Source organism: Pseudomonas sp. SK (assembly GCF_012975065.1).
Taxonomy (GTDB): Bacteria; Pseudomonadota; Gammaproteobacteria; order Pseudomonadales; family Pseudomonadaceae; genus Aquipseudomonas; species Aquipseudomonas anuradhapurensis.
This window is the reverse complement of the sequence record NZ_CP051857.1, coordinates 1,388,571-1,413,304: the sequence shown is the minus strand read 5'-3', so window position 1 is coordinate 1,413,304 and position 24,734 is coordinate 1,388,571. Positions and strand designations below refer to the sequence as shown.

Annotated in this window: 21 protein-coding genes and 2 pseudogenes; 8 read left to right on the top strand and 15 right to left on the bottom strand. The window is 63.3% G+C overall.

The window, feature by feature from the left end:
- Position 1: 1 nt before the first annotated feature.
- Complete coding sequence (locus HG549_RS06500) at positions 2-1,879, bottom strand: MFS transporter (protein ID WP_170028747.1); 1,878 nt, start codon at positions 1,877-1,879, stop codon at positions 2-4.
- Positions 1,880-2,117: 238 nt separating this feature from the next.
- Here HG549_RS06500 and HG549_RS26220 point away from each other — a divergent pair.
- Together HG549_RS26220 and HG549_RS26215 are read left to right on the top strand one after the other, a co-directional pair.
- A pseudogene (locus HG549_RS26220) lies at positions 2,118-3,134 on the top strand (methyl-accepting chemotaxis protein); the annotation flags it as partial.
- 39 nt (positions 3,135-3,173) lie between these two features.
- On the top strand, positions 3,174-4,037 hold the full coding sequence (locus tag HG549_RS26215) for a methyl-accepting chemotaxis protein (protein ID WP_372241563.1): 864 nt from the start codon (positions 3,174-3,176) through the stop codon (positions 4,035-4,037).
- Between the two features lie 96 nt (positions 4,038-4,133).
- Here HG549_RS26215 and HG549_RS06490 read toward each other — a convergent pair whose 3' ends face one another.
- The 3 genes from HG549_RS06490 to HG549_RS06480 all read right to left on the bottom strand — a co-directional run bounded on the left by HG549_RS06490 (position 4,134) and on the right by HG549_RS06480 (position 7,122).
- A complete protein-coding gene (locus HG549_RS06490; RefSeq protein WP_170028745.1) occupies positions 4,134-4,967 on the bottom strand; it encodes an amidohydrolase in 834 nt (277 codons plus the stop codon).
- Positions 4,968-4,991: 24 nt separating this feature from the next.
- Complete coding sequence (locus HG549_RS06485; RefSeq protein WP_170028744.1) at positions 4,992-6,266, bottom strand: MFS transporter; 1,275 nt, start codon at positions 6,264-6,266, stop codon at positions 4,992-4,994.
- A gap of 124 nt (positions 6,267-6,390) precedes the next feature.
- Positions 6,391-7,122, bottom strand: a complete 732-nt coding sequence (locus tag HG549_RS06480) for a GntR family transcriptional regulator (protein ID WP_170028743.1) — start codon at positions 7,120-7,122, stop codon at positions 6,391-6,393.
- A gap of 206 nt (positions 7,123-7,328) precedes the next feature.
- Between HG549_RS06480 and HG549_RS06475 the strand changes: the two genes are divergently transcribed.
- Together HG549_RS06475 and HG549_RS06470 are read left to right on the top strand one after the other, a co-directional pair.
- Positions 7,329-8,507, top strand: coding sequence for an MFS transporter (locus HG549_RS06475; protein WP_170028742.1), 1,179 nt, complete (start codon positions 7,329-7,331; stop codon positions 8,505-8,507).
- Positions 8,508-8,714: 207 nt separating this feature from the next.
- Entirely contained in the window at positions 8,715-12,191 is a 3,477-nt protein-coding gene (locus HG549_RS06470; RefSeq protein WP_170028741.1) for a hybrid sensor histidine kinase/response regulator, read from the top strand.
- Here the strand turns inward: HG549_RS06470 and rmuC are convergent.
- Entirely contained in the window at positions 12,163-13,536 is a 1,374-nt protein-coding gene (gene rmuC, locus HG549_RS06465; protein ID WP_170034078.1) for a DNA recombination protein RmuC, read from the bottom strand. The two genes, HG549_RS06470 and rmuC, sit on opposite strands and share 29 nt — an antisense overlap.
- A gap of 1,103 nt (positions 13,537-14,639) precedes the next feature.
- Here rmuC and HG549_RS06460 point away from each other — a divergent pair.
- The 3 genes from HG549_RS06460 to HG549_RS06450 all read left to right on the top strand — a co-directional run bounded on the left by HG549_RS06460 (position 14,640) and on the right by HG549_RS06450 (position 17,030).
- Entirely contained in the window at positions 14,640-14,864 is a 225-nt protein-coding gene (locus HG549_RS06460) for a hypothetical protein (protein ID WP_003257337.1), read from the top strand.
- A gap of 249 nt (positions 14,865-15,113) precedes the next feature.
- A complete protein-coding gene (locus HG549_RS06455) occupies positions 15,114-15,596 on the top strand; it encodes a hypothetical protein (RefSeq protein ID WP_170028740.1) in 483 nt (160 codons plus the stop codon).
- Positions 15,597-15,743: 147 nt separating this feature from the next.
- A complete protein-coding gene (locus tag HG549_RS06450; protein ID WP_170028739.1) occupies positions 15,744-17,030 on the top strand; it encodes an OmpP1/FadL family transporter in 1,287 nt (428 codons plus the stop codon).
- 41 nt (positions 17,031-17,071) lie between these two features.
- Here HG549_RS06450 and HG549_RS06445 read toward each other — a convergent pair whose 3' ends face one another.
- Positions 17,072-18,001, bottom strand: a complete 930-nt coding sequence (locus HG549_RS06445; RefSeq protein ID WP_170028738.1) for a LysR family transcriptional regulator — start codon at positions 17,999-18,001, stop codon at positions 17,072-17,074.
- A gap of 115 nt (positions 18,002-18,116) precedes the next feature.
- Between HG549_RS06445 and HG549_RS06440 the strand changes: the two genes are divergently transcribed.
- Entirely contained in the window at positions 18,117-18,377 is a 261-nt protein-coding gene (locus tag HG549_RS06440) for a DUF2798 domain-containing protein (protein ID WP_170028737.1), read from the top strand.
- A 762-nt stretch (positions 18,378-19,139) separates the two neighbouring features.
- Here the strand turns inward: HG549_RS06440 and HG549_RS06435 are convergent.
- From HG549_RS06435 to cobU, 9 genes and pseudogenes are all read right to left on the bottom strand, one after another.
- A complete protein-coding gene (locus HG549_RS06435) occupies positions 19,140-19,691 on the bottom strand; it encodes a glutathione peroxidase (protein WP_170028736.1) in 552 nt (183 codons plus the stop codon).
- A 46-nt stretch (positions 19,692-19,737) separates the two neighbouring features.
- A complete protein-coding gene (locus HG549_RS25935; protein ID WP_256666072.1) occupies positions 19,738-19,860 on the bottom strand; it encodes a hypothetical protein in 123 nt (40 codons plus the stop codon).
- On the bottom strand, positions 19,857-21,059 hold the full coding sequence (locus HG549_RS06430; RefSeq protein ID WP_189665877.1) for an MFS transporter: 1,203 nt from the start codon (positions 21,057-21,059) through the stop codon (positions 19,857-19,859). Before HG549_RS06430 ends, HG549_RS25935 begins: the two co-directional genes overlap by 4 nt.
- A 63-nt stretch (positions 21,060-21,122) precedes the next feature.
- Positions 21,123-21,527, bottom strand: coding sequence for a MarR family winged helix-turn-helix transcriptional regulator (locus tag HG549_RS06425; protein ID WP_170028735.1), 405 nt, complete (start codon positions 21,525-21,527; stop codon positions 21,123-21,125).
- Positions 21,528-21,589: 62 nt separating this feature from the next.
- A pseudogene (locus HG549_RS25930) lies at positions 21,590-21,807 on the bottom strand (glycosyl hydrolase); the annotation flags it as partial.
- Positions 21,808-21,873: 66 nt separating this feature from the next.
- Positions 21,874-22,596 carry an adenosylcobinamide-GDP ribazoletransferase gene (locus tag HG549_RS06420; RefSeq protein ID WP_170028734.1) on the bottom strand — a complete coding sequence of 241 codons (723 nt, stop codon included), beginning with the start codon at positions 22,594-22,596 and terminating at the stop codon, positions 21,874-21,876.
- Position 22,597: 1 nt separating this feature from the next.
- The gene (cobC, locus tag HG549_RS06415) at positions 22,598-23,164 is read right to left on the bottom strand and encodes an alpha-ribazole phosphatase family protein (protein WP_170028733.1); all 567 of its coding nucleotides are present in this window, start codon (positions 23,162-23,164) and stop codon (positions 22,598-22,600) included.
- Entirely contained in the window at positions 23,161-24,216 is a 1,056-nt protein-coding gene (gene cobT, locus HG549_RS06410; RefSeq protein ID WP_170028732.1) for a nicotinate-nucleotide--dimethylbenzimidazole phosphoribosyltransferase, read from the bottom strand. The genes cobC and cobT overlap by 4 nt, the downstream gene beginning before the upstream one ends.
- Entirely contained in the window at positions 24,213-24,734 is a 522-nt protein-coding gene (gene cobU / locus HG549_RS06405; RefSeq protein ID WP_170028731.1) for a bifunctional adenosylcobinamide kinase/adenosylcobinamide-phosphate guanylyltransferase, read from the bottom strand. Before cobU ends, cobT begins: the two co-directional genes overlap by 4 nt.

Sequence of the window (24,734 nt, the reverse complement as noted above, 5' to 3'; positions counted from 1 at the left end):
ACTAGCGCAGGTCGCCGCGCAGGCGGCTGACCTGCTCACGCAACGCTTCTGGTTGCGCGGCCTCCACCGGGATGGCGGCGCCTGCCACGATGGTTACCCGTGACCACAGGCGCTTGAAAAAGCCCTTGCCAGGGTCACGGCTGAAGAAGCTGCCCCACAGCCCCTGCAAGGCCAGCGGAATCACCGGTACCGGTGTTTCTGCGAGGATGCGGTTGACGCCGCCCTTGAACACATCGATTTCACCATCCCCGGTCAGCTTGCCCTCCGGGAAGATGCACACCAGCTCGCCATCCGCCAGGTACTCGGCAATCCGGCTGAAGGCGCGCTCGTAGGTGGCCAGGTCTTCGTTGCGCCCGGCAATCGGGATGGCACGTGCAGTGCGGAACACGAAGTTGAGCACTGGCAGGTTGTAGATCTTGTAGTACATGACAAAGCGGATCGGCCGACGGATCGCCCCACCGAGCAGCAGCGCGTCGACGAACGACACGTGGTTGCACACCAGCAATGCCGCGCCTTGCTCGGGAATGCGCTCGAGGCCGCGGTGCTGCACGCGGTACATCGAATGGCTGAGCAGCCAGATCAGGAAGCGCATGGTGAACTCGGGCACGATCCTGAAGATATACACGTTCACCGCGATATTGAGCAGCGACACCACCAGGAACAGCTGCGGGATGGTCAGCTTGGCCAGGCCCAGCAGGGCAATGGTGAGCAGCGCCGATACCACCATGAACAAGGCATTGAGGATGTTGTTGGCGGCGATCACCCGGGCACGCTGGTCCTCGGCAGTGCGCGCCTGGATCAGCGCATACAGCGGCACGATATAGAAGCCACCGAACACGCCAAGGCCGACGATCGACAGCAGGATCCACCAGGCCTGGCCCATGCCCAGCAGCGCCAGCCAGTCGTGCGCTGCCGCGGCGGCCGGCACATCGCCGGAGTGCCACCACCACAGCAGGCCGAACAGGCTCAGGCCGAACGAGCCGAACGGCACCAGGCCGATTTCCACCTTGCGCCCGCTCAGCCGCTCGCACAGCAGCGAGCCCAGGGCGATGCCGACCGAGAACAGCGTCAGCACCAGGGTCACCACCGTACCGTCACCGTGCAGCCAGTCCTTGGCATAGGCCGGGATCTGGGTAAGGTAGATGGCCCCGACGAACCAGAACCACGAGTTGCCGACGATCGACCGCGACACCGCCGGCGGCTGGCCCAGACCCATGCGCAGGATCGCCCAGGACTGCCTGAAGATGTTCCAGTCCAGTGGCATTTGCGGCGAAGCGGCGGCAGCGCGCGGGATCCAGCGGCTGGCCAGGTAGCCCAGCAGCGCCGTGCCGACCACGCCGCCGGCCACCACCGTGGCATAGCTGTCGGCCGACATCATCACCCCGGCGCCGATGGTGCCGGCGAGGATGGCCAGGAAGGTACCGGTTTCCACCAGCCCGTTGCCGCCGACCAGTTCTTCTTCGCGCAAGGCTTGCGGCAGGATCGAGTATTTCACCGGGCCGAACAGCGCCGAATGCGTGCCCATGCCGAACAGCGCCACCAGCATCAGCGCCAGGTGGTTGGTGATGAAGCCGAGCGCGCCGACCGCCATGATGGCGATCTCGGCCAGCTTGATCGCGCGGATCAGCGCGTCCTTGGCGAACTTCTCGCCAAACTGCCCACCCAGCGCCGAGAACAGGAAGAACGGCAGGATGAACAGCAAGGCGCACAGGTTGACCCAGATCGAACGGTCGCCGTCGCCCAGGCTGAGCTTGAACAGGATCGCCAGGATCAGCGACTGCTTGAACAGGTTGTCGTTGAACGCACCCAGCGACTGGGTGATGAAAAACGGCAGGAAACGCCGCTTGCCGAGCAAGGTGAATTGCGAGGAGTGACTCATCGTCCTTGGTCCTGGGGGCTTTTCGATTGGAGGCTTGCCACGCGCGGCAAGCCACAAATCTGCATGGGAAATGGGTTGGCTGGCAAGCGCCGGCTAAACATAGCCAAGTGCCATTATTTTTGCGCTGCACGATCAAGGTTGCGTCGCACCCGCCGACAATTCATATAGATGACTATATCCGACAGAAAAAACAGACCTCCGGTCTCCTCCAATACACAAGAAAGGGGCTCAGCAGTTTATGTTTACCTGGTTCGGCGACCTGAGAATCGCCAATAAGCTCTTCCTCGGTTTCGGTCTGGTGCTGTGCCTGACCTTAGCCCAGTCGCTGATTGGCTGGGACGCGCTGGGCAGCCTGGTGCGCCGCAGCCAAGTGGTCAGCGATGTATCCGCCCTCAACGATGCACTGGGCGACTTACGCGTAGCGCGCCTGCGCCATGCCATGGCTAACGGCGACGAAAACGAAGGCAAGGCACTGCAGGCGGCACTGGATGCTTTCCAGAAACCGTTGGACAAACTGCGCAGCACGTTGGTGAAGCCGCAAAACCTGGCGCTGCTCGGCCAAGCTGACCAGGCCCTGCAGGCGTATGCCGGCAACCAGGCGCTGAGCTTCGCGTCCTACCAGAAAATGCGCACCGCACAGAAGGACATGGGCGTGCTGGCCACACAGTCGTTCAGCAGCATCGAGCGCATTCGCGAGCAGGTCCGCGCCCTGCCCGATGCCGAACTGCGTTTTGTGCGCAGCGAAGCGATCAACCAGATTCGTGAAAACCTGATCCTTCTGCGCTACCACGTGCGTGGCTACACCGGGAACACCAACACCGATACCGAAAAGCTGATGAACGCGCAGGTCGCCACCACGGTAAACGACCTGCCTGGACTGGTAGCCACATTCAACGGTCAGTTCGCCGGGGAATTCGACCAGTTGATCCGACAGGTGCGCGCCTATGCCGACGCCGTGGAAACATTCCGTGGCGAGGTGAGCAAGCTGGTGGCCTACCGTACGGCGATGGGCAATGACGTGGAAACGCTCAATGGCTTGATCGGTCAATTGCTCGATGCCCAGGCTACGTCGGTGGTCGAGGACAGCCAGTTCGCCAAGACCCTGCAGATCGTCACCACCCTGCTCGCCCTGCTGGCTGGCGGGTTGGCCGCAGTACTGATCGCCCGCCAGGTCAGCGCGCCGTTGCGCCAGGTGCTGAAGGCCATGGAGCAGGTGGCTGCGGGCGACCTCGGCGAACAGCCGAACAGTACCCGCCGCGACGAGGTGGGCCAGTTGCAGAACGCACTGCAGCGCATGACCGGCAACCTTCGGGCATTGATTACCCACGTGCGCGACGGCATTTCGCAGATTGCCAGCGCTACCGAAGAGCTGTCGGCCATCACCGAACAGACCAGCGCCGGCGCCAACAACCAGAAAGTCGAAACCGACCAGGTGGCCACCGCCATGCAGGAAATGGCCGCCACCGTGCATGAAGTGGCAAGCAATGCCGATGAAGCTTCGCAGGCCGCCAGCGCTACCGACGACGAAGCCCGCGCAGGCGACAACGTGGTCAGCCGCGCGGTGGCGCAGATCGACCGCTTGGCCAACCAGGTAGGCGCCACCGGTGAGGCGATGAATGCGCTGCGCAGCGAAAGCCAGCGTATCGGCAAGGTCATGGATGTGATCAAGGCAGTGGCCGAGCAGACCAACCTGCTGGCGCTGAATGCTGCCATCGAAGCGGCCCGGGCGGGTGAAGCCGGGCGTGGTTTTGCGGTGGTGGCAGATGAGGTACGCAGCCTGGCCCAGCGCACCCAGGCGTCTACCGAGGAGATCGAGCAGGCGATCGGCAGCCTGGAACAAGGCACGCGTTCGGTCAGCGAATTGATGGAAGAAAGCCAGAGCTTGACTGCGAGCAGTGTTGCGCTGGTGCGCGAGGCGGGGCAGGCGCTGGAAGGGATAACCCAACGGGTTTCCGGGATCCAGTCGATGAACCAGCAGATTGCCGCAGCATCAGCGCAGCAGAGTGCGGTGGCTGAAGGGATCAGCCGCAGTGTGGTCAGGGTGCGGGATATCTCCGAGCAGACGGCGGAGGCGAGCCAGCAGACATCGGCGTCCAGCGTGGAACTGGCGCGCCTGGGTGGCCAGTTACAGCAGATGATCAGCCACTTCAGGCTGTAAGCTGCGAATCGCTGTAGGTTTTTGCAGGAACGGCCTGGTGTCGCGAAAGGCCGCTCCTGCGCGGACCGTACTGCTCAAGAGGTAGCAGTCAACCGCCTACTCGAAACCAAACAAAGCCCGCGCGGTGTCCCCCAACAGGGCTCGACGCAATTGCGCCGAGCAGCCCAAGGCCTCGAACTGTTCGACAGCAGTACCGAAGCTTACCGCCGATTCATGCTGGGTATGCGGCCAGTCACTGCCCCACATCAAGCGCTGCGCACCATAATGCGCCTCCAGCGCACACAGTGCCGAACGGGCAAACGCCAGATTTTCCTCGGCCGAGCCTTCCAGCCGATAGATGCCCGAAACCTTCACCCACACCTTGCCCTGCCCTCCCAGGGCCAGCAGTTCGGCAAATCCAGGTTGCCCCAGCCCACGGCGGGCATCGGGCCGGCCGAAGTGGTCGATCACGATGTCCAGGCCATAAGGTTGCAGCGCCCGCACCAACGCCGGGATATCGGCTATCTGCCGGTGCAGCTCCAGATGCCAGCCCTGCTCGCCAATGCGCTCGAGCAACGGCCGCCATCCGGCGTCGGTCAAGTCAGGCAGCGTCTGGCCCATGAGGTTCAGGCGTACACCACGCACCCCCAGCCGGGCCATTTCATCCAGGCTCTCACGCTCGACGTCACGCTCCAGCATCACCACCCCGCGCAGCTGCCCCGGCATGGTTTGCAGGGCACTGAGCAGATAGCGGTTGTCAGTACCGAGGAAGCTGGGTTGCACCAGCACGCCATGGCTGAAACCATGAACCTGCAACTGGCTCAGGTAGTCACCCAGCGGCGCATCGTAGCTGGGCGCGTAGCGCCGCTCGCTGGCAAGGTTCAGCCAGCGGCTGAAGACATGGGCGTGGCTATCGATGGCGGTGAGGTATGCAGCAGGAGCGTCGGGCATGGTTCTCATATAGACAATGTCAGGTTACTTGGCGACCGCGCCGGCCATTTCCGGAGCGGGTGTGGATTCGAGGTTGCGACCACGAGTCTCCGGCAGGCACAGGGCGGCAATCACGGCCACGCCATAGGCGATACCGGCGTCGATGCCGATGGCACTGCCCAGTGGCATCGACTCGCTCATGTGGCCGACCAGGAACGGGAACACCGCCGACAGCACACGGCCGAAGTTGTAGCAGAAGCCCACCCCGGCACCACGCACTTCCGCCGGGTAAAGCTCGTTGAAGAACGCGCCCAGGCTGGCCGGGATGCCGGCGGCGAAGAAACCCAGCGGGAAGCCGAGGAACAGCATCTGCGTGTTGCTCAGCGGAAAGAACACGTAAGCCTGCACGGTCAGCACGCAGCACAGGGCGAACAGCAGGATGTTCTTGCGGCGGCCGATGCGGTCGATCAGCAGGCCACTGACCACGCAGCCACACCAGAAGGCCACGATGATCACTGCCAGGTAACCCCCGGAGTTCAGCACCGAAAGGTTGCGCTCGGTCTTGAGGAAGGTCGGCAGCCAGGTCATCACCGCGTGGTAGCCACCGTGGGCACCCAGGCCAAGCAAGCCGCCGAGCAGGGTCACGCGCAGCAGTTCCGGGCGGAAGATGCCGGCCATGGAGCGGAAGAAGCTGGTGGGGATGGCGTTTTCTTTCTGCAAACGCTGGAAGCTGTCCGGCTCAGGCACATTGCGGCGCACCCAGATGATCAGCAACGACGGCAGCAAGCCGACGAAGAACATCACCCGCCAGGCGAATTCCTGCGGCACCAGCGAGTAGATCAGCGTGAACAGCGCCACCGCCAGCCCCCAACCTACGGCCCAGGCGCTCTGTACTGTACCCATGACCTTGCCGCGGTATTTCGGGTTGATGGTTTCAGCCATCAGCACTGCGCCAGCAGCCCATTCGCCACCGATGCCGAAGCCTTGCATGGCCTTGACGAACAGCAGTGGGTAGAAGCCGGTGACGAACGCCGAGAGGAAGGTGAAGGACGAGAACCAGAGAATCATCCACTGCAAGGTGCGCACGCGGCCGTAGCGGTCGGACAGGGTGCCGCCCAGCCAACCGCCGATTGCCGAAGTCACCAGGGTCAGGCCGCTGATCAGGCCGGCGTCGCCCTTGGTCAGGGAGAACGCGGCAATCAGCGCGGGGATGGCCAGGCCGAACATCTGCACTTCCAGCGCATCGAGCGACCAGCCGCCGAAGCAGGCCCAGAATGTCTTGCGCTCCCGTGAGGTGATCTGACGATACCAACTGAACATGATTGTTATCCTTCTGGTTGTGTGTGTTACGGCCGGGCGTGCACAAGCGCTGGCGACCGCGCAGGCAAAGCTACTGCGCCGTGGCAGCGCGGCGCAGATGGGGTAACCGGGTGAAGCGGCCGGCTTAGCGGATGTCGATGCGGTAGCGGAAGTGCTGCGCATGACCACGCGAGCGGCGCCATTCCAATGGCTTGCCGGCGTAGTCACGGGCCAGGCGCTCGATCACCACCACCGGGCTATCGACCGGTAGTTGCAGCAGGCGGCCATGCACCGCGTCGACCGCCTCGGCGGTCAGGGTTTCTTCGGCGTAGGCGACCAGCTGCCCGCACAGCTCCTCGTAGATCGGGTATAGCAGCGGGCCCTTGCTGTTCAGGTCAACGTCGAGCAGCGGCTGGAAGGTCTGGCGCGGCAGCCAGATCTCTTCGGCCAGCACCGGCTGGGCGCCGAGCAGACGGGTACGGACGATGCGGATCACTTCGGTTTCCAATGCCAGCCCCAGCGCTTCGGCAACCGCCGAGGGTGCGGCCAGCGGCTCGATGGAAAGGATGCGGCTTTCTGGCACCACGCGTTCGCCATTGACGGCTTCGAAGCGGAAGAAACGGAAGAGCGAAGACTGGAACTGCGGCCGGCGGATGAAAGTGCCGCGCCCCTGCTGGCGCTCCAGCACGCCTTCGGCGACCAGCACATCGACAGCCTTGCGCACAGTGCCGACCGACATGTCGAACTCGTTGGCCAGGGCTGCTTCGGTCGGGATCGCCTCGCCCGGGCGCCAGCGGTTGTTGGCAATCTGCGCGACCATATGGTCGCGCAGTTGTTGGTAGCGGGGCAGTCGAGCATCACCGGTCAGTGGGTGCATGGGTCTCGCTCTCGTCTTGTTATATAAACATATATATGAATTTTGCCAGAGTATTCCCCTTAGCTGACGGGCTGTCAATGCTCCACCTGTCGCCGGGGCCGTCGATGCTGATCGGCAACTTGAGGCACGCTTACCAGGATCGCGTACACCTCGCGATATTGCTTATGCTTGTGCCCGGCATACACCAGCACAACAAGGATGTGGCAATGCTCGCCGCCATAAAGCGCTACCCGCACACCGTTCGCCTGCTCCTGCTCACTACCTTCACGCTCACCGTCGCTCGCGCCCTCACCCTGCCCTACCTGGTGGTCTACCTGGCCGACAACTTCCAGTTGCCGATCAGCCAGATCGGGCTGCTGATCGGCGGTGCGCTGATTGTCGCCTCGCTGTTGAGCCTGTATGGCGGCCACCTGGTCGATACCTTGCGCAACCACACGCTGGTCAGCGCTTGCACGCTGCTGTTCGCGTTGGCATTCGTCGGTGCCGTTGCCAGCCGCGCAGCGATGCTGTTTTTCATCTGCCTGGTGCTGATCAACCTGGCCCTGGCAGTGGTCGACATCGCCGCCAAGGCGGGCTTCTGCGCGTTGCTGCCAGTGGAAGAGCGGGCCGAGGTGTTCGCCATCAAGTACACCCTCAGCAACATCGGCTACGCTGCCGGGCCGCTGCTGGGCGTGGCCCTGCTGGAGCTGGACGGCCACCTGCCATTCATCGCCTCGGCCCTGCTTGGCCTGGGCATGAGCCTGGCCTACTGGCGCCTGGGCGACCGCGGTCTGCAGGCCAGCGCAGCGGACCAACCCGGCGCTGGCTTCGGCCAGGTGGCACTGGGCCTGGCCGGTGACCGTCGGCTGGTGTGCTTTACCCTCGGCGGGGTGCTGAGCGCGGTGGTGTTCGGCCAGTTCACTGCCTACCTGTCGCAGTACCTGGTGGTGACCAGCAGCCCGGGCGAGGCGGCACGCCTGGTCGGTTACCTGGTGACCACCAACGCAGTGACGGTGATTGCCTTGCAGTACCTGATCGGCCGACGCATCAGCCGCCAGCGCCTGATGCCCTGGCTGCTGGCCGGGATGGGCCTGTTCATCGCCGGGCTGCTGGGCTTTGCCCTGGCCGGGTCGACGCTGATGTGGTGCCTGGCGATGCTGGTGTTCACCCTGGGCGAAATCATTGTCATCCCCGCCGAATACATGTTCATCGACCTGATCGCACCGGAGCACTTGCGCGGGGTGTATTACGGCGCGCAGAACCTGTCCAACCTGGGCGCAGCGCTGGGGCCGGTGATGGTGGGATTTGCCCTGGTGCAGCTGTGGCCAGGGGCGATCTTCTACCTGCTGGTGTTGTCGGTGATACTCGCGGGGGTGTTCTATTGGCTGGGTACCCGCCGAGGGTGACGATGCCTGTACCGGCTGCCACGCGGGTACCCTCGAACAGGAGCAGGAGCAGGAGCAGGAGCAGGAGCAGGCGCAGGCGTCGGCACAGTTTGCAGCTGCACCCTGCGACCACCTGCCACTGCGACCATGGTCTGCGCTGACGAAGCGGCACCTGCGTGCCAGACTGGTTGATCGGGACCGCGTTATTTTTTTTGCTTCGGAGTCTTCATGTCGTTGTCCAGCGGGCTGATCGCCGTGGTCGCCCTGGCCTATATGGCCATCATGTTCGCCATCGCCTTCTATGGCGACCGCCGCAGCACGCCGTTGCCGCCGAAACTGCGTGCCTGGGTGTACAGCCTGTCGCTGGCGGTGTACTGCACCAGCTGGACCTTCTTCGGCGCGGTCGGCCAGGCCGCCGAACAGCTCTGGGCGTTCCTGCCGATCTACCTGGGCCCGGTGCTGCTGTTGATCTTCGCCCCATGGGTGCTGCAGAAGATGGTGCTGATCAGCAAACAGCAGAACATCACCTCGATCGCCGACTTCATCGCCGCACGCTACGGCAAGTCGCAGACCCTGGCGGTGGTGGTGGCATTGATCTGCCTGGTCGGCGTGTTGCCCTACATCGCCTTGCAGCTGAAGGGCATCGTGCTGGGCGTGAACCTGCTGATCGGCGCCAGCGCCGACGCCACCGGCACCCGCGTGCAGGACACCGCGCTGGTGGTGTCGCTGGTGCTGGCACTGTTCGCCATCGTTTTCGGTACCCGCAGCCTGGACGTGACCGAGCACCACCGTGGCATGGTCCTGGCGATTGCCTTCGAATCGCTGATCAAGCTGCTGGCCTTCCTTGCCGTGGGCGTGTTCGTGGTGTTCAACCTGTACGACGGCTTCGATGACTTGTTCAGCCAGGCCCGCCAGTCAGTCCACCTGCAGGACTACTGGCAGGAGACCATCAACTGGCCGTCGATGGTGGTGCAGACCGCCGTGGCGATGATGGCGATCATCTGCCTGCCACGGCAGTTCCACGTCACCGTGGTGGAGAACATCGAACCCCAGGACATGCGCCTGGCGCGCTGGGTATTCCCGATGTACCTGGCGTTGGCCGCGCTGTTCGTGGTGCCCATCGCCCTGGCCGGGCAGATGCTGCTGCCGGGCACGGTGATTTCCGACTCGTTCGTCATCAGCCTGCCACTGGCCGAGGCCCACCCGAGCCTGGCCCTGCTGGCGTTCATCGGCGGCGCCTCGGCCGCCACCGGCATGGTCATCGTCGAGGCCGTGGCGCTGTCGACCATGGTTTCCAACGACATGCTGCTGCCCTGGTTGCTGCGCCGGACCAACGCCGAACGGCCATTCGAGGCGTTCCGCCACTGGATGCTGTCGGTACGCCGGGTGACCATCGTGGTGATCCTGCTGCTGGCCTACGTCAGCTACCGCCTGCTGGGCTCCACGGCCAGCCTGGCGACCATCGGCCAGATCGCCTTCGCTGCCGTGACCCAGCTGACCCCGGCCATGCTCGGCGCGCTGTACTGGAAGCAGGCCAACCGCCGCGGCGTGTTCGCCGGCCTGGCGGCAGGCATCTTCCTGTGGTTCTACACCCTGGTGCTGCCGATTGCCGCGCACAGCGTGGGCTGGTCGCTGCAGCTGTTTCCGGGGCTGGCGTGGCTGCATGGCAACCCGCTGAACCTGCCGATCAGCCCGCTGACCCAAGGCGTGGTGCTGTCGCTGGCGGGCAACTTCACGCTGTTCGCCTGGGTCTCGCTGTTGTCGCGCACGCGGGTGTCCGAGCACTGGCAAGCCGGCCGCTTCATCGGCCAGCAGACCAGTGCCCGCCCCAGCAGCAAGCCGCTGCTGGCGGTGCAGATCGACGACCTGCTGACCCTGGCCTCGCGCTTTGTCGGCGAAGAGCGCGCGCGGCAGAGCTTCATCCGCTTCGCCTACCGCCAGGGCAAGGGCTTCAACCCCAATCAGAACGCCGACGGTGACTGGATCGAACACACCGAACGCCTGCTCGCCGGGGTGCTCGGCACCTCATCGACCCGCGCCGTGGTCAAGGCCGCCATCGAAGGCCGCGACATGCAGCTGGAAGACGTGGTGCGCATCGCCGACGAAGCCAGCGAGGTGCTGCAGTTCAACCGCGCCCTGCTGCAAGGCGCCATCGAGAACATCAACCAGGGCATCAGCGTGGTTGACCAGAACCTGCACCTGGTGGCCTGGAACCGTCGCTACCTGGAGCTGTTCAACTACCCCGACGGGCTGATCAGCGTCGGCCGGCCGATTGCCGATATCATCCGCTACAACGCCGAACGCGGCCTGTGCGGCCCCGGCGAAGCCCAGGTGCACGTGGCCCGCCGCCTGCACTGGATGCGCCAGGGCCGCGCGCATTCTTCGGAACGCCTGTTCCCGAATGGCCGAGTGATCGAACTGATCGGCAACCCGATGCCGGGCGGCGGCTTCGTCATGAGCTTCACCGACATCACCCCGTTCCGCGAGGCCGAGCAGGCCCTGCGTGAAGCCAATGAAAGCCTGGAGCAACGGGTTGCCGAACGTACCTACGAGCTGTCGCAACTGAACCAGGCATTGTCCGAAGCCAAGAGCCATGCCGAAGCCGTGAGCCAGTCGAAGACCCGCTTCCTGGCGGCGGTCAGCCATGACCTGATGCAACCGCTGAACGCTGCACGGCTGTTCTCCGCAGCCCTGTCGCAGCAAGCCGAAGGCATGAACGAAGAGGCCCGGCAACTGGTGCAGCACATGGACAGCTCGCTGCGCTCGGCCGAAGAGCTGATCAGCGACCTGCTGGACATCTCGCGCCTGGAAAACGGCAAGATCACCCCGGCCCCCAAGCCCTTCGCTCTCAACGAACTGTTCGACACCCTCGGCGCCGAGTTCAAGGTGCTGGCCGCCGAAAAAGGCCTGGAATTCCGCCTGCGCGGCAGTCGCCTGCGGGTGGAGAGCGACATGAAGCTGCTGCGGCGGGTGCTGCAGAACTTCCTGACCAATGCCCTGCGCTACGGCAAGAGCCCGATCCTGCTGGGCGTACGGCGCCAGGGTGAACGCTTGTGGCTGGAAGTGTGGGACCGTGGCCCGGGTATCGCCGACGACAAGCTGCAGGTGATTTTCCAGGAGTTCAAGCGCCTGGACAGTCACCAGACCCGCGCCGAGAAAGGCCTGGGCCTTGGCCTGGCGATCGCCGACGGCCTGTGCCGGGTACTCGGCCACACGCTGGAAGTGCGCTCATGGCCGGGCAAAGGCACGGTGTTCCGCGTCAGCGTGCCGATTGCCCGCCAGGCTGCACCGGTTGCCAGTGCCCCGGCGGAACAGGCCGGTCAGCCGCTGGCCGGGCTGCACGTGCTGTGCGTGGACAACGAAGACAGCATCCTGATCGGCATGAACAGCCTGCTCAGCCGCTGGGGCTGCCAGGTATGGACCGCACGCAACCAGGCCGAATGCGAAGCCTTGCTGGCCAAGGGCATGCGCCCGCACCTGGCGCTGGTGGACTACCACCTGGACGATGGCGAGACCGGCATCGGGCTGATGGGCTGGCTACGCGCGCGCCTGGGCGAACCGGTGCCGGGTGTGGTGATCAGCGCCGACGGCAGCAAGGAAACCCTCGCCATGGTCCACGCTTCGGGGCTGGATTACCTGGCCAAGCCGGTCAAGCCAGCGGCCCTGCGTGCCCTGCTCAATCGCCATCTGAGCCTGGTTCAGTAAGCACTTCTTCGGGCAATGCTTCGTTGGACAGCGCCCGCTCCAGCAAATCGGCCGGCAGGCTCTTGCTGGCGCGCGCCCCGAGCATTTTCAGCTGTTCGCTGCGGCTGACCAGGTTGCCGCGCCCTTCGCACAGTTTGTTGCGCGCGGCGGCATAGGCCTTGTCGACCTGCTGCAGGCGGCTGCCCAGCTCGTCCAGGTCCTGGATGAACAGCACGAACTTGTCATACAGCCAGCCGGCGCGCTCGGCGATCTCGCGGGCGTTCTGGCCCTGGCGCTCCTGCTTCCACAGGCTGTCGATCACCCGCAGGGTAGCGAGCAAGGTGGTCGGGCTGACGATCACGATCTGCCGGTCGAAGGCTTCCTGGAACAGGTTCGGCTCGGCCTGCAGGGCGGCCGAGAAAGCCGCCTCGATCGGCACGAACAGCAGCACGAAATCCAGGCTGTGCAAGCCTTCGAGGCGGTTGTAGTCCTTGCTCGACAGGCCTTTGACGTGGCTGCGCAGCGACTGCACATGCTGCTTCAGCGCAGCGTCGTCGTTGCTGGCGACGAACTGCTGATAGGCAGTGAGGCTGACCTTTGCATCCACCACCACTTGCTTGTCGCCGGGCAGCATGATCAGCACATCGGGCTGGAAACGCTCGCCGTCGCTGCTCTTCAGGCTGACCTGGGTCTGGTATTCGCGGCCCTTTTCCAGGCCGGCATGCTCCAGCACCCGCTCGAGGATCAGCTCTCCCCAGTTGCCCTGGGTCTTCTGCCCCTTCAGGGCCTGGGTCAGGTTGGTGGCTTCGTCGGACAGGCGCAGGTTGAGCTGCTGCAGGCGCTCCAGCTCCTTGCCCAGCGAAAAGCGTTCGCGGGCTTCCTGCTGGTAGCTTTCCTCGACACGCTTTTCGAACGCCTGGATGCGCTCCTTGAGCGGGTCGAGCAACTGGCCGAGGTGCTGCTGGCTGGTCTGGGCGAAACGCTGCTCGCGCTCGTCGAAGATTTTCGTGGCCATGTCGGCAAACTGTGCGCGCAAGGTATCACGGGCTTCCTGCAGGTCTTCCAGACGCTGCTGGTGGCTTTCCTGCTGTTCACGCAGTTCGGCGTCCAGGCGCGCAGTCTGGGCTTCCAGGCGGCGCAGTTCGGCTTCGCGGTTGGCGCGCTCAAGGCTCCAGGCGTGGGCGGCATCACGGGCGTTGTCACGGTCGATCTGGAGCAATTCCAGCTCACGGCCCTGGGCGGCCAGCTGGGCCTGCTTGACCGTGTTGGCTTCGCTGAGGTCACTGATCTCATCGCGGCTGGCCTCCAGCTGCGCCTGCAGGCCAGCCTGGGCCAACAGAGCGGCATTGAGGCGTTCTTCAAGCAACGCCTGTTCGGCCTGCCGCGCGCCTTGGCGGCGCTGTAACTGCATGATCCACCCCAGACAGGGCAAAGCCCCTGCCACCAAGCCCAGCAGAATGCTGGCCAGATCCACTGTCATGCCTACCCCGAATGATGCTGGATGATTGCTGCGCAGCTTATCAGCAATCGCTAACGGCGCGGGTTTGGCGCAGCCACTCGATTTCTTGCATTCCGGCAAGGCGTTTGCGGCAAAATCCAAAAAATTTTCAGCGATCTTTTCTTGACGTTCTCAAGTGAATGACTTGAGGGCCCATTGGAACCTGTCGATTGTCGGACAGTTCATTATATTGCTGGCACGCCCGTCCTAGAGCAAGCGCTTGGGACAATCCACAGTTCCTGTGGATAACTCGGTGGACAACCCCCTACTATCCCCCGCAAACCCGCGTAGATCGGGGCTTTGGCTCAAACTGACGATTTTTTCACCAGCTGAAAATAGTGTTTTTTTTCATTGACTTAACCGCCCAGTCAAGGCATTGGCGAGTCCGTCATAGCGTGTTGCCAAGTCGTTACAAGCGCCGCACCGACTGTGAACAAGTGCACCCCGAACCCTCATTTGAGTGCACGAAAACGGAACATCCAGCCGATTGCAGACCGTTTGGCCCCTCTTCCCAGCACGCTCATTACGCGCGATACTGTTCGGCTCGCCTGAGCAAAGCGGTAAAGCTTGCCAAGCGTTGGCATTTCCGGTAAGGTGCGCCTCGTTAGTACCAAGCTGAAAGTCAATTCTGGCCTCAAGCGTCCTTGCAGACCCGCTCCTCCCAAGAGTGGCACTGCTGAAACCAGGACGGGCCCATTCGATGATTCACTCGCCAGCCTTGCGCTGTTCAAGCACGAATCACGTGACAGATTGATCAGGATCCCACCCCGACGGCCTAGAACCTTGGCCCCGGCGTGCTGCCTGCCTTCCGAAGTACCTACCAGTCAGCCCAAGCGCCCACTTTTGATTGCGCCCCCTCTGGCTGCCCTGTTCCAGTCAGGTTCGTTCGTCCCTTAATAAAGGCGTCACTGGAACGTTTCTATCATGCACGGATCCTAACTCCGTGTTTAAAGCAGGAACCTCCAAACAATATGCAAACTCATCATCAGATTCAGGCTGCCATTGGCACCCTTTCCCAGGCCTTCTCGCCGTTGAAGTGCCTGATCGTCGCCCCACGCAAGGGCAGCTTCAGCTTCACCCTGGTGGACGAACATGGCGTCGCCTGCCACACCGAGCGCCTGTATCCGGAGCAATACAGCCGCAGCGAACCGCTGCAAGCGGTTATCGCCCGTACCCGTCAGTCGCTCACCGCGTGAACCCTGAATGGTGCGCTATTCAAGCACTGAATGGCTCCATCGCAAGCCTGCCTGAACCGGCCTGGCGTAATTGCCTTAAGGCATATAGCCCGGCACGTCAGGCAGCAATCGATTTAAAAACAGCCTTTTACATCATCATTATCACACTACACTTCAACACGAGCGGCACCTGCCGCTTCCGGCGGGCCTGATCCTTCACCAGCTGCCAAGCTCCAGCGCCCGTCCGGCCCTTAACTGCTCGAGGGCATCATGGGTATCGCGGCGAATGAATTGTGTCAGTATGTGATCCGACCCACCCTGGTCTACCTGAACCGTCACAGTGCCAGCGCCGAAGCCTTGTTGCTGGGTATCGCCGCTAGCCAGTCGGCCTTGGGCGCGGCCTTGCATGACCGACGCGGGCATGGCCTGTACCGCATCGGCGAGCATCGTCACCAGGCACTGTGGGACGATTACCTGGCCCGCGACCCCGACCTGGCCAGCCTGGTCCGCGGCCTGGCCAGCCAACACGCCTTCCTCGGCGGCCCGCACCTGGAACTCACGGTCAACCTGCGCTATTCCACCGCCATTGCCTGGATGCTCGTCGAAGAGCAGGCCACCTCCTTGCCCGCCGCCGACGACCTGCTGGCATTGGCGCGCATCTGGCGACAGATTTTCAACCCGCAAGGCCGTCTGCGCGACTTCACCCACGCCTGGCACACCTGCATAGACCAGAAATTGCCGCAAGCATCTTAAGAGGGGTCCTACAAAATACCCGGAAAAAAAGGAATTTTGGTCGGATTGTCCTACAAAACCGCGCTATCTCCGGCGATCTAGGCTATAGCGCGGCGCGTGATTTGTTGGTAGCGTTTCGCCCCGGAGATCCCAAGGAGTTTTCTAATAATGAAAAAAGTAATGCTCAAAACCTCCCTCGGCATTGCCGTTGCTCTTGCATCCAGCCAGCTGCTCGCCGCCGGGTTCGCGCTGAACGAACAAAGCATCAGCGGCATGGGAACCGGTTTTGCGGGGCGTTCGTCTTCTGCCGAAGATGCCAGCACGGTGTATGGCAACCCTGCCGGCATGTCACGCCTGAAGCGTGAACAGGTCACCGTGGGTGGCGCAGCCGTCATTGCCAAGACTGATATTTCGGGCCGTGGTAGCAATTTCGGGGGGGAAACCGATGGCGACATGGTCCCGGTCGTGGGCGTACCCATGGGTTACTACGTCAAGCCGATCGATGATCACTGGAGCGTGGGCTTCGGCGTTTACGTGCCATATGGCCTGATCACCGACTACGGTAGCGATGACGCGGCACGCTACTGGGGCAAGAAGAGCAAGGTCGAGGTCGTCACCTTCCAGCCAACCATCAGCTATGCCTTCAACGACAAGGTGTCGATCGGCTTTGGCCCGACCATCAACCGTATCAAGGGTGAGCTGGGCTCGAACTTGAACAGCCAGAGGTTCCCTGCATTTTTGGGCGGCGGCCCTGATGGCGAAATCAAGATCAAAGGCGACGACACCGCTGTCGGTTACAACATTGGTGTTCTGGTGCAGGCTACAGACCGTACCCGCCTGGGCCTAACCTATCACTCGATGGTTGACTACAAGCTTGAAGGCGATACCCGTGTGTCCTACCCGGTTGGTCTTGCTGGCCTCAGCGGCAAGTTCGACGCCAGCCTGAAGATCAAGACGCCAGAATCGGTGGACTTCTCGGTCACCCATGAACTGGATGACAACTGGACACTGTATGCAGGTAGCACTTGGACGCGCTGGAGCCGCCTGGAAAGCATCGTCGTCAAGAACGAAGCACCGGCGGGTTATCCGCTGCAGACCATCACCGAAGAGCAGAACTGGCATGACACCTGGGCCCACGCCATTGGTGCAGCCTACAAGGTCAACAAGGAGTGGACCCTGCGTGCAGGCTTCTCGGTCGACCAGTCGCCCACCAACAACCACGATCGCTCGCCACGCATTCCGACTGGCGATCGTAAAGCGGTCAGCTTTGGTGCCGGCTGGAGCCCGAACGATGACATGACCATCGATGTGGCCTACTCGTACCTGTGGGAAGAGGATACCAAGGTCAACAACGTGTCGGGCTCGCCGGCCCAACAGGCGCTGAAAGGCACCTACCAGGCTAAATACGAGAACAGCGCTCACGGTATTGGTGCTTCCCTCACCTACCGCTTCTGATTCGTACGCGTTACATGAAAACCGCCCGCGTGGCGGTTTTTTCATGCCTGCAATTGCCAGCTGTCACCCAGGCATTCGCGCAGGTAGTCCATGAACACACGCACTTTCGCGGTCATGGCAAAACGGTCGGCCAGGCACAGGTAGATATCCATTGGTTCAGTCTGGGCATAGGCCTGGCCCTTGTCGCTGTATTCGAACAACGGCACCAGCGCGCCGGAGGCCAGGTGCGGCCGCACGATGAACTCGGCCAAGCGGGTGATGCCACCATCGTGCAGTGCCATCTGGGTCAGGGCATCGATGTCATCGCTGATCAATACGCTACCGAACTCGGCCTCGAAACGCAGCCCGTCACGCATGAATCCCCAGCGCAGGAAGCGCCCATCCACCGGGTAGCGGAACACCAGGCAACGGTGATCACGCAAGGCTTCGGGCGTGGCTGGCACGCCGGCGCTGCGCAGGTAACCGGGTGAGGCACAGCAAATGAACGGTATACGGGCAATGTGGCGGGCCAGCAGTTGGTCTTCCAGCTGTGGAGCAATGCGCAGGCTTACATCCACGTCTTCCCGCGCATGGTTGACCCGGCGATCAGTCGTTACCAGTTCTATCGACAGCAAGGGGTAGCGGGCACTGAACGCGGGTATCAGCGGTGCCAGCACGTGGCGGCCGAAGGCGGAGGTCGAGGCAATGCACAAACGCCCCTGGGGCTCGCTGTCGGGGGTAGTAATGGCTTGTTCGGCCAGGGCCAGGTCGCGTTCGATGTGCCTGACACGCTCGTAGTACTGGGCGCCGGCGGGGGTCAGCGCCATGCTGCGGGTGGTGCGGCTGAGCAGGCGTACCTGAAGGTGGCCTTCCAGGCGTGCCAGGTTCTGGCTGACTGCAGCCGGGCTCAGGCCCAGGTTGCGGGCGCCGGCGGCGATGCTGCCGGCTTCGACCACCTTGATGAAGTTGCGGATGGCATTGAGCAGGTCCATGCTTGGCCCTTGGATTCGTAAGAATCTCTTTATAAAGAACTCAATACGGCTGGTCTACAGCGGCTGCCAGGTACGTTGCTAACCTGCGCCTCCCACCCAACCTTGAGGAGTTCGCATGAGCAACCTGTCGCAGGCGCGCGGCCGACGCAAACTACATTCGGGAGCCACGCCCTATGTTTTTGCCTTCTACATGTCGTCGATCATGGCGCTGTTGATGTGCTTCGTGATTACTGCGGCGAATGCGGGGGTCAACCCGGAGTACCTGAGTAATGTGCTGAAGGCCTATCGATTGGCGATGCCGGTGGCGTTCGTTTGCGTGTTGATGGTCAGGCCGTTGGTAGTGCGGTTGGTGGCGATGACGGTGCAGGCGAAGTAACACGCCACCCGGGCACATAACCCGCTTTTGACTTTGCTCTTGCTCTTGCTCTTGCTCTGCTTTTGATCTTGATCTTGATCTTGATCTTCGCGACTTCAGGAGGCCGAACGCAGGCCTTGCGGAGGGAGGTGACGGGCATGGATGCCCGTCAAGCGCTGAGGCCCCATGGATGGGGCCTGCAGCGCGTCCTCCCGGGAGCAAGGCCGGAGTGAGGGAACCCCGGAGCGCAGCGGAGGGGCCGGATGATGGGAGCGCAGCGTTTTTTGGTTACTTTTTGCCGCGTTTGGCAAAAAGTGACTCGCCGTAAGGGCGAAAAGGTGAGTCAGCGTCGCCATCGCCAATGGACTTTGCGCGCGATAAAAACCAGCGCTATCCCGCTTCAATCTTTTCGCTTTTCGCTTTTCGCTTTTCGCTTTCAAGCGTGGGCTTCAACAATGAGGTCAACATTCGTTTTCAAAGGCGGCGCTTAGTCACCTTTCCGCCCTTACGGCGGGTCACTTTTTGCCAAACGCGGCAAAAAGTAACCAAAAAACGCTGGCTCCCATCATCCGGCCCCTACGCTGCGCTCCGGGGTCCCCTCGCTACGGGCTTGCTCCCGGGAGGACGCGCTGCAGGCCCCATCCATGGGGCCTCAGCGCTTGACGGGCATCCATGCCCGTCACCTCCCTCCGCAAGCCCTTCGCTCGGCCTCCTGAAGTCGCATTCGGCGGCGCCTGGACTACTGCGCGCTTAGAAGCAAGAGCAAGAGCAAGAGCAGTTACATTACTGTTGCGAAGCGATGGCCTTTTCAATGGCAGCGCGGAATTCTGGGTCATCCGGTTTGGTCAGGCTGGAAAAGTTGCCGATCACCCTGCCCTTGCGATCGATAACGTACTTGTAGAAATTCCACTTCGGCGCACTGCTCTGGCTGGCCAATTCGACGAACAGCGGAATCGCATCCTTGCCCCGCACCGGCTGCGCCTTGGTCATGGTGAAGGTGACACCATAGTTGGCATAACAGACCTTGGCCGTCTTCTCGCTATCGGCATCTTCCTGCTTGAAGTCGTTGGAGGGCACACCAAGCATTTCCAGGCCCTGCTGGTGATACGCCTTGTATGTCGCCTCCAGCCCCTCGAACTGCGGTGCAAAACCGCAATAGCTGGCCGTATTGACCACCACCAGCGGCTTGCCGGCAAAGCGCTGGCACAGGTCGACCTGCCCCTTGCCCCGCAATTCCGGCAGGCTGCCTTGCAACAAGGCCGGGCAATCGGCAGCCCAGCTCGAAGCGCTGCCAAGCAGGGCCAGCACCAACACCGTCAACCAATGTGCACGCATGGTTCGTTTCTCCTGCAAAACAATCCTTGAGCTTGCAGGGTAGCGCCTAACAAACACCCATGCCCAGTTGCATCAACGCCATCCCGCCCTGGTGCCAGCCCCACCAGACCAACACCAGCAACAACAACGCGGCAACGGCCAGCAGCCCGCGGGCCAGGTAGCGGTTCATGCGGCCTGGGCCTGCAGGCGGGCGACCGGCCGCTCACGCACAGGCCAGCTCAGGGCGGCGGCCAGCAGGCTGAGCAGGATGGAAATCTGCCAGACCAGGTCGTAGCTCCCGGTACGGTCATACACCACCCCGCCCAACCAGCCCCCCAGAAACGCACCCAGCTGGTGGAACAGGAAGACGATACCGCCAAGCATGGACAGGTTGCGCACGCCGAACAGCGTGGCCACGGTACCGTTGGTAAGCGGCACCGTGGACAGCCACAACAGGCCCATGGCAATGCCGAACAGGTAGGCGCTGAACGCACTCACCGGTGCCCAGAGGAACAGCACGATGACCACCGCACGCAGCAGATACAACCCGGTCAGCAAGCGCGGCTTGGACATGCGCCCGCCCAGCCAGCCCGCGGTGAACGTACCGACGATGTTGAACAGGCCGACCAGCGCCAGCACCGTAGTCCCGGTGGTCGCGGGCAGATGCTGGTCAACCAGGTAGGCCGGCAGGTGCACGCCAATGAACACCACCTGAAAACCGCAGACGAAGAAGCCCAGGGCCAGCAGCCAGAAGCCGGAATGCGAACACGCTTCGTGCAAGGCCTGGCCCAGGGTCTGTTCCGTGCCATGGCTGGGCAACGGGCGGTCGCGCAGCATGCCGACGAAAGGCACGATCAGTGCAACCAGCAGGCCCAGCACCAGCAGTGCAGCGGACCAGCCCAGCCACTGGATCAGGCCAAGGGTCCCCGGCAGCATGGCGAACTGGCCGAAAGAGCCGGCGGCGCTGGCAATCCCCATGGCCATGCTGCGCTTGTCTGCCGGCACGGCACGCCCGACGACACCGAGAATGACCGAGAACGAAGTGCCGGACAGGCCGATGCCGATCAGCAAGCCAGCACTCAGCGACAGCGACCAGGCCGAGTCGGCCATGCCCATCAGGACCAAGCCGGTGGCGTAGAGAATACCGCCGATGATCACCACCCGCGCCGCACCTAGGCGGTCGGCCAGCGCACCGGCAAAGGGTTGGGCCAAGCCCCAGATCAGGTTCTGCAAGGCGATGGCAAAGGCGAACACCTCACGCCCCCAACCGAAGTCGGCGCTCATCGGCGCCAGGAACAGGCCGAAGCCATGCCGCACACCCAAGGACAGTGCCAGGATCAACGCCGCCCCCAACAGTACCCACCCGCTGGTTCGCCACACCGAAGTCATTGTCGTTATCTCCAGCACATCGCAAGGTTTTACGGGTATATACCCGCTTAAGGTCGTATCAATTCAAGCCAGTAGGCCCAGCAAGCGCACCAGTTCATCCCGCTGCCCTGCTCCCAGGCGTTCCACCAGTTCGGCCTGGGCTCGCTCCCAGGCCGGATAGGCGGCGCGCAGCAGCTGCGTAGCGGCGTCGGTCAACAACACGACGCGGTTGCGCTGGTCATCACCATCGGCCAAGGCTACCAACCCTTCAGCCTCCAGCACCCGCAAGTTGCGGCCCAGGGTACTGCGTTCCAGGCCCATGGCTTCGGCCAGGGTGGTAATACTAGGCCGGTCGAGCCGCTGCAGATGACGTAGCAGGGAAAACTGCGCGACATTGATCCCGAAGCCGGCAAGGGCCTCGTCGTAATGCCGGCTCACCCCACGGGCGGCACGACGCAGATGGGTACAGATGCATTCACTGGTCAGCATGGATAGGTGTATATACCCGCATAATGAGCGTTGCAAGATATTTCGTAGTTTGCCGATGATCCTCAGTCCCGGTTCAAGCGTTTGCGGATCGGTTCAAATTCCGCGCTGGCCTTGGGAGGGCAATGGGTCCGGAGCCCCCTGTTCGATCGCCTGCCAGTAACGCCACGGGACCTTGGCCGGCAGCTGTCTTCACGAAAACTGTAGAACGCCCAATGCAACCGGTTGTGCTCCAGCATGCCGAGCACTTCTTCCAGTATTGCTGGCACCCCGGCACCTTCTGCCAAGCTTTTTCAGGAGGTACCGCCACGTTCAGCTCAGAAAGCGCCTAAAAACGCCTTGGGCGCTACTACAGGCCCAACGCCAATCCCAGCACAACGCCCAGTTCGAGCAACTCCAGCAACGCGCCAGCGGTATCTCCGGTGGTGCCACCGAGGCGCCGACACATCAACTGCCGCAGCCAACCGAATATGGCCAGCGCCAGCACCACGATCCACCCGCTCAGGACCAGGCAGAAGAGCGCACAACCCAGCAGCACCCAAGCGGCCGCCGCCCGGGGCAGATGCTCGGCCAGCGCTTGTCCCAGACCGCCCGGGCGCACGTAGGGCGTACTCAGGAACAACCCGAGCATCGCCGCCCGCCCGATCAGCGGTGCCAGCAGCAACTGCGCCCCGCTACCCTGCTCGACCAGTACCCACAGGGCACAGAACTTCAGCAATAGCACCAGGACCAGGGTGACCACGGCAATCGGCCCGCTGCGCGGGTCTTTCATGATCTGCAGGGTACGCTCGCGGTCGCCGAAACCGCCCAGCCAGGCATCGGCGCTGTCAGCCAGCCCATCCAGGTGCAAGGCACCGCTGAGCAGCACCCACAATGTCAGCAGCAAAGCTGCATGCAGCGGTGCCGGGGTCGCCTGCAGCAGGTGGCTGGCCAGCCACAGCAACAGGCCGAACAGCAACCCTACCAGCGGGTAGCACAACAGCGAACGCCCCACTTCACGCGGTGCCGGCATGCCCGGCAGGCGCACCGGCAAGCTGCTGAGAAACTGCAAGGCAATCCAGAACGGCAACATCTCAGCGCCCTTCGATCCAGTGGCCGTCATCACCCGGCAGCAGCCGCATCAATGCAGCGTGGCCGACCTCTACCTGCAGCAGCTGGGCCCTTGGCAAGCCACGGGCACGGGCCAGCAACAGCCGCATCACGCCGCCATGGGTGATCAGCAGCACACGCTTGCCGGCATGCTCATGGCGCAGCCGCTCGACAGCCGCCAATACACGCTCGGCAAACACCGCGACCGGCTCACCATTAGGCGGGGTAAACCCGTATGGGTCTGCCCAGAAGCGCCCCAGTGCATCCGCCTGGTGTTCCATGATCTGCGCCGCGCTGCGGCCTTCCCAGTCACCGAAATGCAGCTCCTGCAGGGCCGGCTCAAGCTGCACCGGCAGGTTCAAGCGGGCACCCAGTTCATCGGCAAAACGCGCACAACGCTGCAGCGGCGAACTGACCAGCACCTGCCATGGGCCGGCTTCGGCCACGGCACTGCGCATCTGCGCCCAGCCCTTGTCGGTCAGGGCATCATCGAGGCTGCCACGCAGGCCGCCGTGCGCTGTTTCACCATGGCGCAGCAGGTCGAGGATCATGCCGGGCGGTCCGCCACTGCTGCTTCGGCAAAGGTCGCCATCTGCCCGTGCAGGGCACAGGCCAGGCGCAACAACGGCACCGCCAGGGCCGCCCCACTGCCCTCGCCCAGGCGCAGGCCCAACGCCAGCAACGGTTCGGCCTGCAATGCAGCCAGCAGCGCCTTGTGCCCAGGCTCCGCGCCCTGGTGGGCGAACAGTAGCCAGGCCCGGCACTGCGGGTTCAGGCGCACCGCCAGCAGCGCGGCAACACTGCAGATGAAGCCATCCACCAGCACCGCGATACCGGCCTGTGCACAGCCCAGGTAGGCACCCGCCAACGCCGCGATTTCGAAGCCCCCCACGCAGCCCAGTGCCTGCAATGGCGCTTCGGCGCGCAGGCCATGCAGACGCAGTGCCCGTTCGATGACCTCGGCCTTGTGCCGTACACCAGCGTCATCCAGGCCGGTGCCTGGGCCGCTCAGCTCGATGGCCGGGCAGCCCAGCAGCACGCTGGCCAAGGCTGCAGCGGCGGTGGTGTTGCCAATGCCCATCTCGCCACCGATGAACAGCTGCGCGCCCTGTTCGGCAGCGCGCAGCGCGCTGTCGCGGCCGGCCTGCAGAGCCGCCTGCAACTGGCCATCGGTCATCGCTGGCTGGCGGGCGAAGTTGGCCGTGCCGGCGCCCAGGCGCAGATGGCGTACGCCAGGCAACTGCAGATGCGGGTCGATGGTACCCAGGTCGATCACTTCCAGGCTGGCCTGCAGCTGGCGCGCCAGCACGCTGATTGCCGCGCCGCCGCCGACGAAGTTGCGCAGCATCTGCCCGGTCACCGCTTGCGGATAGGCCGAGATACCTTCTTCGACCACGCCGTGATCACCGGCAAAAAGGCTTATGGCAAGCTGCTCCAGGCTTGGCCGTTCACGCCCTTGCAGGCCCGCCAGCTGAATGGCCAGGCCTTCCAGCTGGCCGAGTGAACCGGCAGGCTTGGTCAGCTGCTGCTGGCGGGCGCGGGCCTGGTCCATGGCGGCGGTGTCGAGGGGTTGGCAGGCGTCACGCCACCAGGCTTGAGTCATAGTGCAGGTCCTTTGAGCATTAGGGGCAGGCCAGCCACGGTGAGCACCACGCGCTGACAGCGTTCGGCCACGGCCTGGTGCAGCCAGCCGGCCAGGTCGACATAGCGCCGGGTCAGCTCGCCCATGGGCACCACGCCCAGGCCGGTTTCGTTACTGACCAGGATGACAGTGCCCGGCAGTTGCTCCAGGCAGGCCAGTAGCGCATCACGTTCCTCGGCCAGGCGCTGGTCGTCTTCGAGCATCAGCAGGTTGGTCAGCCACAGGGTCAGGCAATCCACCAGCAGGCAGCGCCCTTCGGCCGCTTCGGCGCGCAGCACCGCGGCCAGGGCCAGGGGCTCTTCGATCAGGCCCCAGTCTGCCGGGCGCCGCTGGCGGTGCAACTGCACACGGGTATTCATTTCACCGTCGAGCGGCTGGCTGGTGGCGATGTAGGTCACCGGCAGGCCGCTGCTGCTGGCCAGTTGTTCGGCCAGGCGGCTCTTGCCGGAGCGGGCACCGCCGAGGATCAGGTTACGCAT

Coding starts and splice junctions, on each gene's coding strand:
- HG549_RS06500 (WP_170028747.1), bottom strand. CDS start 1,879: ATGAGTCACTCCTCGCAATTCACCTTGCTCGGCAAGCGGCGTTTCCTG.
- HG549_RS26215 (WP_372241563.1), top strand. CDS start 3,174: ATGACCGGCAACCTTCGGGCATTGATTACCCACGTGCGCGACGGCATT.
- HG549_RS06490 (WP_170028745.1), bottom strand. CDS start 4,967: ATGCCCGACGCTCCTGCTGCATACCTCACCGCCATCGATAGCCACGCC.
- HG549_RS06485 (WP_170028744.1), bottom strand. CDS start 6,266: ATGTTCAGTTGGTATCGTCAGATCACCTCACGGGAGCGCAAGACATTC.
- HG549_RS06480 (WP_170028743.1), bottom strand. CDS start 7,122: ATGCACCCACTGACCGGTGATGCTCGACTGCCCCGCTACCAACAACTG.
- HG549_RS06475 (WP_170028742.1), top strand. CDS start 7,329: ATGCTCGCCGCCATAAAGCGCTACCCGCACACCGTTCGCCTGCTCCTG.
- HG549_RS06470 (WP_170028741.1), top strand. CDS start 8,715: ATGTCGTTGTCCAGCGGGCTGATCGCCGTGGTCGCCCTGGCCTATATG.
- HG549_RS06460 (WP_003257337.1), top strand. CDS start 14,640: ATGCAAACTCATCATCAGATTCAGGCTGCCATTGGCACCCTTTCCCAG.
- HG549_RS06455 (WP_170028740.1), top strand. CDS start 15,114: ATGGGTATCGCGGCGAATGAATTGTGTCAGTATGTGATCCGACCCACC.
- HG549_RS06450 (WP_170028739.1), top strand. CDS start 15,744: ATGAAAAAAGTAATGCTCAAAACCTCCCTCGGCATTGCCGTTGCTCTT.
- HG549_RS06445 (WP_170028738.1), bottom strand. CDS start 18,001: ATGGACCTGCTCAATGCCATCCGCAACTTCATCAAGGTGGTCGAAGCC.
- HG549_RS06440 (WP_170028737.1), top strand. CDS start 18,117: ATGAGCAACCTGTCGCAGGCGCGCGGCCGACGCAAACTACATTCGGGA.
- HG549_RS06435 (WP_170028736.1), bottom strand. CDS start 19,691: ATGCGTGCACATTGGTTGACGGTGTTGGTGCTGGCCCTGCTTGGCAGC.
- HG549_RS25935 (WP_256666072.1), bottom strand. CDS start 19,860: ATGAACCGCTACCTGGCCCGCGGGCTGCTGGCCGTTGCCGCGTTGTTG.
- HG549_RS06430 (WP_189665877.1), bottom strand. CDS start 21,059: ATGACTTCGGTGTGGCGAACCAGCGGGTGGGTACTGTTGGGGGCGGCG.
- HG549_RS06425 (WP_170028735.1), bottom strand. CDS start 21,527: ATGCTGACCAGTGAATGCATCTGTACCCATCTGCGTCGTGCCGCCCGT.
- HG549_RS06420 (WP_170028734.1), bottom strand. CDS start 22,596: ATGTTGCCGTTCTGGATTGCCTTGCAGTTTCTCAGCAGCTTGCCGGTG.
- cobC (WP_170028733.1), bottom strand. CDS start 23,164: ATGATCCTCGACCTGCTGCGCCATGGTGAAACAGCGCACGGCGGCCTG.
- cobT (WP_170028732.1), bottom strand. CDS start 24,216: ATGACTCAAGCCTGGTGGCGTGACGCCTGCCAACCCCTCGACACCGCC.
- cobU (WP_170028731.1), bottom strand. CDS start 24,734: ATGCGTAACCTGATCCTCGGCGGTGCCCGCTCCGGCAAGAGCCGCCTG.